General features: G+C 55.5%; 13 protein-coding genes. All 13 read right to left on the reverse strand.

All coding sequences use genetic code 11. From position 1 onward, the window contains the following. Positions 1-270: 270 nt before the first annotated feature. The 13 genes from GC101_RS31200 to GC101_RS31260 all read right to left on the reverse strand — a co-directional run bounded on the left by GC101_RS31200 (position 271) and on the right by GC101_RS31260 (position 12,854). Complete coding sequence (locus GC101_RS31200) at positions 271-633, reverse strand: hypothetical protein (protein WP_171720480.1); 363 nt, start codon at positions 631-633, stop codon at positions 271-273. Positions 634-671: 38 nt separating this feature from the next. Beyond that, on the reverse strand, positions 672-2,399 hold the full coding sequence (gene ptsP, locus GC101_RS31205; protein ID WP_171720672.1) for a phosphoenolpyruvate--protein phosphotransferase: 1,728 nt from the start codon (positions 2,397-2,399) through the stop codon (positions 672-674). Then, a complete protein-coding gene (locus GC101_RS31210) occupies positions 2,399-2,665 on the reverse strand; it encodes a phosphocarrier protein HPr (RefSeq protein ID WP_042210850.1) in 267 nt (88 codons plus the stop codon). Before GC101_RS31210 ends, ptsP begins: the two co-directional genes overlap by 1 nt. Before the next feature lie 2 nt (positions 2,666-2,667). After that, complete coding sequence (gene tkt / locus GC101_RS31215; protein ID WP_171720481.1) at positions 2,668-4,701, reverse strand: transketolase; 2,034 nt, start codon at positions 4,699-4,701, stop codon at positions 2,668-2,670. 20 nt (positions 4,702-4,721) lie between these two features. Continuing rightward, positions 4,722-5,180 (reverse strand): ribose 5-phosphate isomerase B, encoded by a 459-nt coding sequence (rpiB, locus tag GC101_RS31220; protein WP_171720482.1) that lies wholly within the window; start codon positions 5,178-5,180, stop codon positions 4,722-4,724. A 123-nt stretch (positions 5,181-5,303) separates the two neighbouring features. Then, positions 5,304-6,497 carry a sn-glycerol-1-phosphate dehydrogenase gene (locus GC101_RS31225; protein WP_171720483.1) on the reverse strand — a complete coding sequence of 398 codons (1,194 nt, stop codon included), beginning with the start codon at positions 6,495-6,497 and terminating at the stop codon, positions 5,304-5,306. Between the two features lie 4 nt (positions 6,498-6,501). Then, positions 6,502-7,179: a ribulose-phosphate 3-epimerase gene (gene rpe, locus GC101_RS31230; protein WP_171720484.1), complete on the reverse strand. Its 678-nt coding sequence runs from the start codon at positions 7,177-7,179 to the stop codon at positions 6,502-6,504. Continuing rightward, a complete protein-coding gene (locus tag GC101_RS31235) occupies positions 7,172-7,363 on the reverse strand; it encodes a hypothetical protein (protein WP_171720485.1) in 192 nt (63 codons plus the stop codon). The genes rpe and GC101_RS31235 overlap by 8 nt, the downstream gene beginning before the upstream one ends. Positions 7,364-7,387: 24 nt before the next feature. Further along, complete coding sequence (locus tag GC101_RS31240; protein ID WP_171720486.1) at positions 7,388-8,419, reverse strand: zinc-binding dehydrogenase; 1,032 nt, start codon at positions 8,417-8,419, stop codon at positions 7,388-7,390. 259 nt (positions 8,420-8,678) lie between these two features. Beyond that, entirely contained in the window at positions 8,679-9,941 is a 1,263-nt protein-coding gene (locus GC101_RS31245) for a PTS galactitol transporter subunit IIC (protein ID WP_171720487.1), read from the reverse strand. Positions 9,942-10,010: 69 nt separating this feature from the next. Beyond that, on the reverse strand, positions 10,011-10,295 hold the full coding sequence (locus GC101_RS31250) for a PTS sugar transporter subunit IIB (protein ID WP_042210843.1): 285 nt from the start codon (positions 10,293-10,295) through the stop codon (positions 10,011-10,013). Further along, the gene (locus GC101_RS31255; RefSeq protein WP_171720488.1) at positions 10,292-10,780 is read right to left on the reverse strand and encodes a PTS sugar transporter subunit IIA; all 489 of its coding nucleotides are present in this window, start codon (positions 10,778-10,780) and stop codon (positions 10,292-10,294) included. Before GC101_RS31255 ends, GC101_RS31250 begins: the two co-directional genes overlap by 4 nt. A 16-nt stretch (positions 10,781-10,796) precedes the next feature. After that, positions 10,797-12,854: a BglG family transcription antiterminator gene (locus tag GC101_RS31260; RefSeq protein ID WP_171720489.1), complete on the reverse strand. Its 2,058-nt coding sequence runs from the start codon at positions 12,852-12,854 to the stop codon at positions 10,797-10,799. Positions 12,855-13,177: the final 323 nt, after the last annotated feature.

Consider the following 13,177-nt stretch of genomic DNA (forward strand, 5'->3'; position numbering starts at 1 on the left):
TTCCATATCTACTCATGTCAGGTTTGGTGCAAGTGTACTGGAATTAGAGGGGGTCATCTCCCTTTAACTTGACCCTGCTGTCGGCTGCCTAAGGATTCAGTAACAGACGATAACTATAATCTCCTAATCAATAAAAAGGACCTGCCCTCCGCACTTGCAGGCGGAAGGGCAGGTCAGGGCGGATTCTCCTAAACGGAATTACTGGGTTGCAGAGCTAGTGGAACTACGAATACTAAATTACCTGAGGACTTGCCGGTTAACCTCATGACTTCATCTAAACACCGGAACTAGATACCCCACAGTCTGCGGGCTTGCAGAATTACCGGTCTGCGGACTTACCTTCTCCTGCAGGCTTGTAGAATTACCGGTCTGCGGACTTACCTCCTCCTGCGGGCTTGCAGAATTACCAGTCTGCAGACTTACCTTCTCCTGTGGGCTTGCAGAATAACCAGTCTGCCGACTTACCTCCTCCTGTGGGCTTGCAGAATTACCAGTCCGCGGACTTACCTCCTCCTGCGGGCTTGCAGTATTACCAGTCTGCAGACTTAACTCCTCCTGCAGGCTTTCAGAATTACCAGTCTGCGGACTCACCTCCTCCTGCGGGCTTGCAGAATTACCAGTCTGCGGACTCATCTCCTCCTGCAGACTTGCAGAATTACCGGTCTGCGGATTTACGTCCTCCTGCCCGCTTCCTGCCGCAGCAGGGCTATGACCTCCTCCGCAGTGCCCATAGAAAGAGCCTTCCGGGCGAGCTCCTCCATCCCGGCTTGGGACAGCTGCATAATGCATTCTCTCGCCGCCAGAATGGACGGGGCGCTCATGCTGAACTCATCCAATCCAAGGCCCAGCAGCAGCGGAATGGCCGCCCTGTTCCCGGCCATTTCTCCGCACATCCCCACCCATTTGCCATGGCTGTGCGCGGCCTCAATCACTCCCTTAATCAGGCGCAGCACCGCCGGATTATAGGGCTGGTACAGATAGGATACCCTGCTGTTCATACGGTCGGCGGCCATCGTATACTGAATCAGATCATTGGTGCCGATGCTGAAGAAATCCACCTCCGGTGCGAATAAATCCGCCATCACTGCCGCTGCGGGGATTTCCACCATCATCCCGACAGCGATACCGGCGCCTGCCGGGATGCCTGCCTGCTCCAGCTTGCGCTTCTCCTGTGCCAGCACCGCTTTGGCCTGGCGAAGCTCATCCAGCGTAGCGATCATCGGGAACATGATCTTCAGGTTCCCGTAGACCCCGGCACGCAGCAGCGCGCGCAATTGCGTCCGGAATAACGCCTGCTCCTCCGTCTCCAGGCAGAGCCGGATGGCCCGGAAGCCGAGGAAGGGATTCTCTTCCTTCGGCAGCTTCAGACAGGGCAGCTCCTTATCGCCGCCGATATCAATCGTGCGGACGACCACGGGCCGGTCTCCCATCTGCTCCAGCACGCTCCGGTAGGCCTGAAATTGTTCCTCTTCGGACGGAAGCTCCTCCCGGCCCATATACAGGAACTCGGTGCGGAACAGGCCGATGCCTTCTCCTCCATGCTGCAGCACGGCCGCCACATCACCCGGACTGCCGATATTGCCGGCCAACTCCACCTGATGTCCGTCGGAGGAAAGCGTCGGCAGAGCCGCAAGCTTCGCCTGCTGCTCCTTACGGCGCTCCAATTCCAGCCGCTTCCCTTCGTATTCAGCGATCATCTCAGGCGGGGGATTCACCAGCAGTACGCCTTCCTCCCCGTCAAGAATCAGCAGATCATCCTGGCGGATCTCCTGCAGCGCATCCGCTGCACCGACAACGGCCGGAATCTCCATGGACCGGGCCATAATGGCCGAGTGGGAGGTCGTTCCCCCTGCCACAGTAGTGAAACCTTTCACATATTCCCGGTTTAGTTGCACCGTATCCGAGGGTGTGAGGTCATGGGCAACAATAATTACTGCCTGCTCAATGCTCTTCATGCCGGTTGCGGCCCCGGACAGCACGTTCATGATCCGCCGGGATACATCGCGGATATCTCCGGCCCGCTCCCGCAAATATTCTGTATTCAGCGATTCGAAGGTCTCTACAATTTGCTGTGAGACTTCCTGCAATGCATATTCCGCTGTTGTTTCCCCGGCACGGATCTGCTCCCTGACTGCCCCAAGCAGTTCCGGATCATCCAGCACCAGCAGATGCGCCTCAAAGATTCCGGCCTCGGCTTCCCCCAGCTTCTGTGCCGTTAGCTCCTTCAGCTCCCTGACCTGTGTAACCGCAAGACTGACGGCTGCACCGAACCGTTCCAGCTCTGCCCCCGCGCCCAGCCTGCTGTTCTTCTCAATCACCGGCGCTGCCGTGTACAGACAGTGCGCCTTGGCAATCGCAATGCCGGATGAAGCGCCAATTCCTTTCAGCATCTGGAGCATCATTGTCCCAGCCCCTGGCCGATAATGATGCTGCTCAGTTTGGCAATCGCCTCTTCCTCATCTTCCCCGAAGCTGGAGATTGTGAACGAGTGACCCTGGGGAACCCCCAGCGACATCACACCGACTATAGACTTCAGATTGACGCTCCTGCCGTCATATTCAATGCGCAGCTCCGCCTTGAACTTACTGGCGGTCTGAACGAGTACAGAGGCCGGACGGGCATGCAGACCCGACTCTTCAGTGACTACGAAAGTTTCCATAACCATCGCTATACCCCCACCTTTCCGTTCTGCGCAGCCAGTCGCTTGAACTGCAGCGCGACGTTCTCCGGTGTGAAGCCGTATTCCCGGAACAGCACCTCTGCCGGAGCGGAAGCCCCGAAGCCGCTGAGCGTAAGCGTCTGCCCCGCTTCGCCGGTGTATTCCCTCCAGCCGAACGGGGAACCCAGTTCCACGGCAAGCCGCACTTTAAGCACTGCGGGCAGGACGCTTTCCCTGTACTCCGGCGGCTGCTGTTCGAAGCGGTCCCAGCTCGGCATACTCACGACGGAGACATACACACCGTCTACAGCAAGCAGCGCCTGCGCAGCTATTGCCAGGCTGACCTCCGAGCCTGTTGCCAGGAGGAGGCCCTCAGCATCTTCCGCTGCCGGGGAGACAATGTATGCGCCTCTCTTCACCCCTTCATAAGCGGCATGATCTTCAATGGCAAGCGTGGGCAGATTCTGCCTGGAGAGAATCAGCCCGGTCGGCGTGTCCTTGCTCTCCAGTGCCAGGCGCCATGCGGCTGCAGTCTCCTTGGCATCCGCCGGGCGGATAACGGACAGCCCGGGCATCGCCCGTAGCGAAGCCAGCTGCTCGATGGGTTCATGGGTCGGTCCGTCCTCGCCTACGGCCACACTGTCATGGGTGAACACATAGGTCACCGGCAGCTTCATCAGGGCGGCAAGGCGGATTGCCGGACGCAGATAATCCGAGAAAACAAAGAAGGTAGCACCGAACACCTTGACCCCGCCATGCAGGGCCATGCCGTTCATCGCTGCGCCCATCGCAAATTCGCGTACGCCGAACCAGAGATTACGGCCTGCATAAGCTCCGCGGCTGTAATTGCCGCTATCCTTCAGCAGTGTCTTATTCGAGCTGGCCAGATCCGCTGATCCGCCAATCAGCTGCGGAATGACCTGTGCAGCCGCATTCAGGACCCGGCCGGAGGATTCCCGCGTAGCCAGGCTCTGTCCCGGGGTGAACTGCGGCAGATGCTCCTGCCAGTCCGGAGCCGTCTCTCCCGAGACAGCCGCATGAAACCGGACAGCCAGCTGCGGAAATTGCAGCTCATACTCGCGGCGCAGCTCATTCCATTCCATCTCCGCCTGTTCCCCATGCATAGCCAGCTCCGCGAAGAGTGCCTTCACTGCTGCCGGTACCTCGAATGGTTCATGCACCCATTCATAGGCAGCTTTCACAGCCCGGGCCTCTTCGGCTCCCAGCGGAGCGCCATGACAGGCTGAGGTTCCGCCTTTGTTCGGTGAGCCGTAGCCGATTACGGTCTTCACTTCAATCAGCGTCGGCTGCTCTTCATTGGCCCGGCCTGCGGCAATGGCTGCCTGAATATCTTCCACACTATTGCCGTCCGTAACCCGCAGCACCTGCCATCCGTAAGCCTTGAAGCGGTCCTCAACGGATTCGGAGAAGGACATCGTAAGCTCTCCGTCCAGTGAGATGTCGTTGGAGTCATATAGGACAATCAGCCGCCCCAGACCGAGGTGCCCGGCCAGTGAAGCCGCCTCTGCCGATACGCCTTCCATCAGATCGCCGTCGCCGCAGATGCAGTACGTATAATGATCCACCAGCGGGAACTGATCTTTATTGTAGACAGCGGCCAAATGGCGCTCAGCCATTGCCATTCCGGCAGCCATGGCAATCCCCTGTCCCAGCGGACCGGTAGTTGCGTCCACCCCGGGAGTGTGTCCGAATTCGGGATGTCCGGGAGTCCGGCTGCCCCATTGCCGGAAGCTTTGCAGGTCCTCTATAGTAAGCCCGTAGCCGAACAGGTGCAGCAGGCTGTAGAGCAGGGACGAGCCATGCCCCGCCGACAGGACGAAGCGGTCACGGTTGAACCAGCCGGGGTTGCGCGGATTGTGCTTCATATCTCCTGCCCATAAAGCGTAAGCCATCGGTGCTGCCCCCATCGGCATACCCGGATGCCCGGAGCCTGCCTTCTCCACGGCGTCGATGGACAAAGTACGCAGCGTGTTTACAGCCAATTTCCGGGTCACACTGCTTGTAACCGGAGTTGTATTCATATGCTTTCTCCCTCTCTTCCTTACTCCTGTAGTGCAGAGTGTTCAAACTCTGCTATCTTATCAATCCGCTGCTTATGGCGGCCGCCGGTGAATTCCGTCCCCAGCCAGACCCGTACAATCTCTCCGGCCAGCCCCGGGCCGATGACCCGTTCACCCATCGCGAGGATATTGCTGTCATTGTGCTCCCGTGTGGCCTTTGCACTGAATACATCGTGAACCAGGGCGCAGCGGATGCCGGGTACCTTGTTGGCAGCGATCGACATACCGATTCCTGTACCGCAGATCAGAATCCCGCGGTCGGCTTCTCCGCCTGCTACTTTACGGGCAACTGTTACTGCATAGTCCGGATAATCCACTGATTCACAAGTATGGCAGCCGATATCCTCAACCTCGACCTCCAGATCAAGCTCCGCAAGCACCAGCAAAAGCTCCTCCTTCAAAAAGATTCCGCCGTGGTCATTGCCGATTACGATCTTCATTTACCTGCCTTCCTCCTCTCTTTTCATTTTCATAGTATCATTTTGATATTCATAAATGTACACGTTTTCATCCCAACTTATTACCATTGAAATGTGCATCATTGTGATGCACAGGCCCTTTGTTCACAAGGGATACAGCTTATCCAGCACCCTCTCCGCCGCCTGCTCCAGAATGCCCAGTTTGGCCGCGAATGAGAAGATTGTATAACGGGGTCTGGTAAAATGGGACACCAGCAGAGCCTCTCGCAGCAGCTCACGGCTGATGCCGTAATCAGCCGGGGAAGCGGACAGCCCGATGTCAGCCAGCCAGCTGCGGATCTGCCAAGGCACAGGCTGCCTGGCCCCCAGCGCCTCACGGACAGCTGTAATCTGCTCCTTATCCACCCACTCTGCGCTGTTCAGTACTGTGTGATAGAACATTCCTGCGCATACGGTGCCTACAGCAACCGCAAGACCATGGGAGAGCGGTTCCCGGTCTTCGCGGAGGAATGCACCCTCCAGATAATGCGCCAGCAGATGCTCGGACCCGGATGCAGGCCGCGAGTCTCCGGCCATGGCAATAGCCATGCCCGACAGCAGCAGGGCCTCCATCAGTCCCTGCACAGCCTCGGGCTCACGGCTGCGGATACCCTCAGCGCGGGCAATAACACTATCCGCCGCCTGCTCCACCAGACCGAGAATATACGGGCAAAGGTATTCGCCGTTCAGCGTATGCCCGAGCAGCCAGTCACAGACGGAGATTTTTTTGCCGATGATATCGCCGAAGCCGGCCTGCAGCAGCTTCAGCGGGGCAGCAGCAATAAGCTCAAGGCTCCCAAGGATAGCTGTAGCTGTAACGCCCGGATAAGTAGTCTTCCTGCCGCCTGCCAGCAAGGAGGAGACGCCCGAGGCATAACCGTCCATCGACGGGGCGGTAGGAACGGACAGGAACGGAATGCCCTGCCGTGCAGCGGCCATCCGTGTCAGATCGGTAATGGTACCTGAACCGACGGCAATCATTCCATCCGGTTTCCCGGCGGATGACATCAGCAGCTGGCCCAGTGAGCGTTCGTCCGGCAGTACTTTAGCTTCAGTGTATAGGCAGCTGCCGGCCTTGAAGCCTTTCTGCTCCAGCCTTCCGATTAGCTCACGGGCCTGCAGCTCATAGGTAGTCAGGTCTGAGACAACCAGCAGATTCCGGCCTTGAATGTACGTCAGACATGCCTCTGCCACAGCATCCATATCCGCATGCAGCGAGAGGCTGCGGACCGGCACTTCATGGACCCGCCCGCAGGTGCAGCTGAGCGGCGTATTGATCAAGCGGGATAGCTCCTTCATCCGCTTATTCCTGGACGGGGGCAGCATAGCTCCCCGTCTCGCTGCGGAACCGTTCCACGTTGTCCCGCAGCCCGCCGGTCTTAAAAAGCGCGGAGCCGGCCACGATTACATTGGCACCGGCTTCAACAACCTCCCGGACATTGGATAATTTAATACCGCCGTCCACCTCAAGATCAATCCGGCGGTCAAGGGTATCCAGTGTCCGGCGCAGGGCTTTGATTTTGCCCATTACCGCAGGAATGAAGCTCTGTCCGCCGAAGCCGGGATTGACGCTCATCAGCAGCACCAGATCAATATCCTCCAGAATATGGTCCAGCACACTCAGCGGCGTCGCCGGATTAAGTGCTACACCAGCCTTCAGGCCTGCCGCCTTAATCTCCTGCACAGTGCGGTGCAGATGGGTACAGGCTTCTGCCTGCACAGTGAGAATATCCGCGCCGGCCGCAGCGAAGCTACTGATATAGCGCTGCGGCTCGGCGATCATCAGATGTACATCAAAGCACAGTCTGGTATAGGGCCGGATGGCTCTGATAATATCGGGTCCCAGTGTGAGATTAGGTACGAAATGTCCATCCATGACATCAATATGAACCAGATCCGCGCCGGAGCTGTCAATCGCCTGTATCTCACTTCCGAGCGCGGAGAAATCAGCCGCCAGAATGGACGGGGCCAGCTTAATCATGTTTGTTCACCTGCTCTTTCCTGCGGATATGCAGCTTGCGGATAATACTGAAGACAACAAAGGCAAAAATAGCGCAATTCACGGGAAACTGGTATTTGAACAGCAGCGCACCGAGGGCCCTCCCGTAGGGTCCCAGCGAATAATCCAGGAAGCTCTCAACCATAACCTCACCTGATTTCTGCAAAAGTGTAAACCCTAAGGCATATGGTTATTGCAACGGCGTCAGCACGACCTTGATCGCTTCCCCGTTCTTCATCAGCTTGAAGGCCTGCTCCCACTCTGAGAGACCGAGCCGGTGGGTAACCAATGCCTCGGCATTCACCCGGTGATCATTCATCAGCTGCAGGGACGGCTCCCAGTCGAACGGATTCTGGCTGCGGCAGCCGATTACCTTAATTTCTTTTTGAATAATCTTCTCGAAATCCACAGGAATTTCCGGCGTTCCAAAGATACCGACCTGAACATAACGGCCCTTCTTGGTCAATAAATCCAGCCCCATCGCCACCGCCGGAACTGCACCCGTACATTCCAGTACCACGTCGGCTCCATAGCCCTCGGTAAGGCTGTCCACGAGCTCCTTCACATTCTCCGTCTGAATATTAACCACATGATCGATCCCCAGCTCCAGTGCTTTATCCAGTCGGATGCTATCCTTATCCAGTCCTGTGATGATTACTGTCGCCCCGCAGCTCTTGGCAATCTGGGCTGTCAGCAGTCCGATTGGACCCGGACCGAGCACAACGACCACTTCGCCCCGTTTCACTGCCGCCTTGGATACAGCATGATGCGCACAGGCCAGCGGCTCCGTCAAAGCAGCGGACAGGTAATCCACATTGGGCGGCAGCTGATGCACACTTTCCTTGCGGGCAACGACATATTTGGCGAATCCGCCGTTCTGCTGGGTGCCCAGTCCTTTGCGTGAACCGCATAAATTGTAGTGTCCGGATTTGCAGTACTCGCAGGTGCCGCAGATATAAAAAGTCGTCTCCGACGTTACCCGGTCCCCGACCTGAATATGCGTCACATTGTCACCTACGGCAACGACTTCGCCGGAGAATTCATGGCCCAGAGTGACCGGTGCCTTCACCTTGTATCTGCCTTCAAACGTATGCAGGTCCGTCCCGCATACTCCCGCATATTTAACTTCAATTTTCACCTGGTCGGGCCCCATATGCGGTTCCTCGACCTCCATAACCTCCAGGTGTCCATATCCGGCTTCTTTCTTCACTAAGGCTTTCATTACAGCTTCCCCTCCATTTTATCTATTGGCCAGTCTGGTGCTGTCTCGCATAACTAAGGTATATTAAAAATAACAGACCGTCTTTTTGTAGTTGTTACATGAATTAATAATAAACATATCTACGCGGACGGCCTGTTTTCCAATCCTTCATATAGGTTTATTTCTTATGGTTATTCTCTGACCTTATTAATGAAGCAGCGCTGCTGCCGGAAGAACATCCGGCATTGTCCCTCTGCCTGTTGCCCGCAGACATAATACGTTAATTGAATAAGGCAAAGGCTTTATAGATCACATAGTTGATCAGATTCCCGCCCTGGTCGATACTGGAAATCTGTGCGGTCCCTTCCGGCATATTGAAGTGGGCATCCACAGCCATCTGTGTGTGGAGCGGCGCAAGGTCAGTCGCCATATACAGGGACAGGCCAATGACGAGTGTTCCGACGATAACCGAATGAATGATATTTCCCTTCGCCGCACCGACAATGAATGCCACAATGAACGGAATGGTCGCCAGATCGACGAATGGCAGGACATTATTACCCGGCAGGAATACGGCAAGTGCGACGGTAATCGGAACAAGAATCAGCGCAGTGGCAATAACAGACGGATGGCCAATCGCTACCGCAGCATCCAGACCGATATAGACATTCTCGGCGCCGAACTTGCGTCTCAGGAATTCTCTGGCCGATTCAGATACCGGCATCAGTCCTTCCATCAGGATTTTGACCATACGCGGCATCAGGAACATAACCCCGCCCATCGACATCCCGACCTTGATGACCTCACCAACATTGTAACCGGCGAGCGCACCCAGCCCGATCCCCAGAACAAGTCCCATAAAGATCGGCTCGCCGAAAACACCAAAGCGTTTCTGAATGCTGTCCGGGTCGGCGTGCAGCTTGTTAATCCCCGGAATCTTCTGCACCAGCTTCACCAGCGGAATCCCCAGAATGGCATAGGACACGGTGCTTCCTGTAGGGACGGAAATCCCGGGAAGATCGAAGTAATCCTCCAGCATAGGCGCCGTCCAGTCGGCAATTTTAAGGACAATAATCTGGAAGATGACTGCAGCAATCAGGCCAAGCACCATGCTCTGGGTCAGCGCGTAAACACAAGCTCCCGTAAAAGTAAAATGCCAGAAGTTCCAGATGTCGACATTCATTGTCTTGGTGGTTTTGGTCACCAGCATGATTACGTTGACCAGGAGACCCAGCGGAATAATGAAGGCCGCGATGGGTGAGGCCCAGGAGATCGAAGCCGAACCCGGCCAGCCTACGTCGATGACATTAAGCTGGACACCGAAACGCTCCACCATACCGTTCGCGGCAGGCCCGAGGTTGTTGACCAGCAGATCGACCACCAGCGAGATCCCGATGAAGCCCACGCCGATGGTAAGACCGGAACGGAAGGCCTTGCCCGGCTTTTGCCCGAAGATCAGGCCCAGAATGAAGATCGCGACCGGAAGAATAACCGTCGGACCCAGATCCAGAAATGAACGTAATGCGTCTACCATACCTTGCATTGAGATTCCCCCTATGAATTAGACAATTATGTTGCCAGTTGCCAAGAAACAGACACTCCCCTTAAGCTGTTATTTGACCAGTTCGGCCAGAATTCTCTGCTTCACTTCCTCAATCCCGATCCCTGTCAGGAACGCTCTGGCATTGATGACCGGAAAAGGGTATTCCTTATTGGCAATCGTGGTGCTGACCAGCAGATCGGCCCCGTCGGCGAGTGAAGAGACCTCGGTAATCTTGCACTGGATGAGGTTGACGTCAATTTTATGCTCCTTGCAGAGATTCTTCAGCGCTTCATTCACGACGGTTGAGGTAGCGATTCCTGCTCCGCAGGCTACGAGAATTGTTTTTTTGGTCATGTTAATGGGCCTCCCTGGGCTTCGAATTGAAGTACGGTGTTCATTAATTCCTTGATACTCGCGGGACTGGTTTCCTTACTGAGGGCTCTCAGCATGCTCTGATCCTGAATGACCTGCATTAGCCGGGTCAGCAGCTTCAGCTGGGAATGCTTCTGATCCATAGCCAGCATGAACACCAGCTCTACAGGAGTAGTCTCCTCCTCCTCACCCATGATGCCGAAGCGGACCGGCTGCTTCAGCACCCCGATGCTGATCGCTTTACGGTTCACATGCTCGATATCTGTATGTGGAATGGCCACGGAGCAGCCCCCGGTCGGCAGACCTGTGGGATAGGCTTGCTCACGTTCGATTACAGCAGCAATATAGCTCTCCTTCACCACACCCAGCTTCACCAGATTTTCGGCCATCCGGGTGAGAATATCCTCCTTGGATTCACCTTCCACACCAATCAGAATGAAAGCTTCGTCCATCATATCCATGTTCATGGTTGTACCTTCTCTCTTAATCTTTGGAAAATTTCACGACCACCTTATGAATCTCCTGCGCGGAACCGGCCTCAATTACAGCTCTTACCGCCTCTTGGCTGCCGGCAAGCTGCATCAGCTGCATCAGTGAACGCAGATGCTGATGTTTATCCTTGGCGGCAATAATGATGATTACCTGAACCGGGCAGTCATCCGAATAGCTTACCGGCTCCTCCAGACGCAGCAGGCTCATCGAGACTTCATTCACACCGCTCGCCGGGTCGGCATGCGGAATAGCCAGACCCGGGCTGATTACGATATAAGGGTCTTCCCGGTCATAGGAATCAATCATAGCCTCCACATATCCCGGGGTGATCGCCCCGCGTCTAAGCAGCGGCTCCGCCCCCAGACGAATCGCCTCCTGCCAGGAGTCCGCACGCCGCTCCAGCCGGATCGTATCCGGAGTCAGCAGTCCGCTTAGATCAGGCATGCGGGTGTCATAGTCCCGCTTGCCGGACGCCCGGTCTCCCGGCTGGAAATGCTCCTCAAGCTCCTCGCGCAGGCTGTGGCTGTTTGCGATCACCGCATGTTTGCCGACAATCTCCATAATCAGCTCCATGTTGAATTCAGAGGGGCTGTAGCCGCTCATCTCCTGCATCACCTGCTGGCGCAGCCGGTGCTTATCCTCTTTATCCAAATAAGACTTAATGACAAACAGCTTCTTGTCTGTCGGCAGATATACCGTGGAGAACACCACGTCATATTCCAGCGCATAGCTGTGGAACTCCCGTACCGAGAGGGAATCGAAGAAGATAAATTCCCGGAACAGCTCGCGCAGCGTGCTCTGCAGCAGCCTGGATACACATACTCCCTTGGGGCAGACCACGAGCGCCTTGATCTTCTGCTGCAGACTGTCTCCCTGCCGGGATAACCACCCGCCGATGAGCATCGTCAGATACGTCGTTTCGCTCTCCGGGATATCTACTCCAATCAGTCTGCGTAAGGGGGTGCTGGATTGTTTGACCAGATGATGAAGCTCCTTGAATTCCTTGCCGATTGTTTCCTGCAGGGGATTGGCAATCGTCAGCTGGTATTTAATGCGGTAATAGGCAGGCTTCAGATGCAGCAGAATTTTATCGAGCAGCTGTCCGCGGTCCTGAAGCGTCACACACGCACTGCGTTCGAATAATGAGAGCATCTCATCCAGCGCCCGGGTCAGCTCCGGCAGCGTATCCTCCGACAGATAGGCCATCGAGGAGACGTTCGTTGTCAGCAGATGCAGGGTGAAGAACAATCTTTCTTCTGTCGGGATGCCTTGCAGGTCATGCAGAATCTCTTCCACGGCCTGATATTCCTTCGTATCCGAAAGCTCATCGCAGTGGATATGAAACCCTTCTACAATCTGCCCCTGCCGGATGCGGCGCAAGGACAACAACAGAATGTAAGGCATGGATTCCATCTTTTCATCGGTAAATTTCAGGTTCAGCTTGGCTTCGACCGCTTCCATCTTGCGGCTCAGCGCGGCGATCTCGCTGCTGTCTGCACCCGAAAGCTCTTTAATCCAAGTCTCGCCGCCATACATATCTATCGTTCTGTACACAATGTTGATCAGCGCCTGCCGTTTGTTGAATTCCTTCCCTTCCAGCGAATATCCGAGGACTCTCGAATAAGTAACTGCCAGATCAAATGCACCTGCAATAGCCTGGGCGTTCTTCAAATCGCTGAGGATCGTGTTCTTGCTGACTCCGAGCGCATCAGTGAAATGCAGCAGGGACAGATCACTGTTCTTGCTCAGCAGCATCAGGATAATCAGATTCGTCCGTTCTTCCTCGGAGAGTACATAGGTACTGCCCGCCTGCTGGTTCTGCTCACTGGACAAAGCGGTCAGAAGCGCCTTATGAATCAGGAAGTGACCGGTTTTGGTCCGCTTAATCTGCGGCAGGTAGCGGGCTTCCAGCCAATCGTTAATCTTGCCGAAGCTATATTCGATCTGCCTGCGGCTTAATCCGTATTTAAGCTCCAGGTCTTTGTTCCTGATTCCGGAATTGGTGAGCAGTTCCTGCAGCAGCGAGCTGCTTCTAGCATCAAGTTCCATGTCTTCCCCTTCCTTTAAAGGCTAATGGTCGCACCACATAATGATTACGCTTACATATCCGCTGCTCAGCTGGCCATTTTCCGGCACCGGATGTAGAGGAAGTCTGCCAGAATGATAGAACCCGTTCACCGGTATGCAGCAGCGGGTTCAGTGTCTGGTTGTTCTCCCAAAAATATCTTATCATCGTAACCTCAAATAATGTACACGTTTTCATCCCAATTTCTAGCTGTAAAATTGTACAGCATTGTGATGCTTCTGCTGAAGGCTGCCTCCGCAGCCGAATTCCTGCTGTTCCACTGCCGGACGGATATACCATTAGCCTG

The sequence above is a fragment of the Paenibacillus phytohabitans genome, from assembly GCF_013141775.1.
Lineage (GTDB): Bacteria > Bacillota > Bacilli > Paenibacillales > Paenibacillaceae > Paenibacillus_AQ > Paenibacillus_AQ phytohabitans.

Coding starts and splice junctions, on each gene's coding strand:
- GC101_RS31200 (WP_171720480.1), bottom strand. CDS start 633: ATGAGTCCGCAGACTGGTAATTCTGCAAGCCCGCAGGAGGAGGTGAGT.
- ptsP (WP_171720672.1), bottom strand. CDS start 2,399: ATGCTCCAGATGCTGAAAGGAATTGGCGCTTCATCCGGCATTGCGATT.
- GC101_RS31210 (WP_042210850.1), bottom strand. CDS start 2,665: ATGGTTATGGAAACTTTCGTAGTCACTGAAGAGTCGGGTCTGCATGCC.
- tkt (WP_171720481.1), bottom strand. CDS start 4,701: ATGAATACAACTCCGGTTACAAGCAGTGTGACCCGGAAATTGGCTGTA.
- rpiB (WP_171720482.1), bottom strand. CDS start 5,180: ATGAAGATCGTAATCGGCAATGACCACGGCGGAATCTTTTTGAAGGAG.
- GC101_RS31225 (WP_171720483.1), bottom strand. CDS start 6,497: ATGAAGGAGCTATCCCGCTTGATCAATACGCCGCTCAGCTGCACCTGC.
- rpe (WP_171720484.1), bottom strand. CDS start 7,179: ATGATTAAGCTGGCCCCGTCCATTCTGGCGGCTGATTTCTCCGCGCTC.
- GC101_RS31240 (WP_171720486.1), bottom strand. CDS start 8,419: ATGAAAGCCTTAGTGAAGAAAGAAGCCGGATATGGACACCTGGAGGTT.
- GC101_RS31245 (WP_171720487.1), bottom strand. CDS start 9,941: ATGCAAGGTATGGTAGACGCATTACGTTCATTTCTGGATCTGGGTCCG.
- GC101_RS31250 (WP_042210843.1), bottom strand. CDS start 10,295: ATGACCAAAAAAACAATTCTCGTAGCCTGCGGAGCAGGAATCGCTACC.
- GC101_RS31255 (WP_171720488.1), bottom strand. CDS start 10,780: ATGAACATGGATATGATGGACGAAGCTTTCATTCTGATTGGTGTGGAA.
- GC101_RS31260 (WP_171720489.1), bottom strand. CDS start 12,854: ATGGAACTTGATGCTAGAAGCAGCTCGCTGCTGCAGGAACTGCTCACC.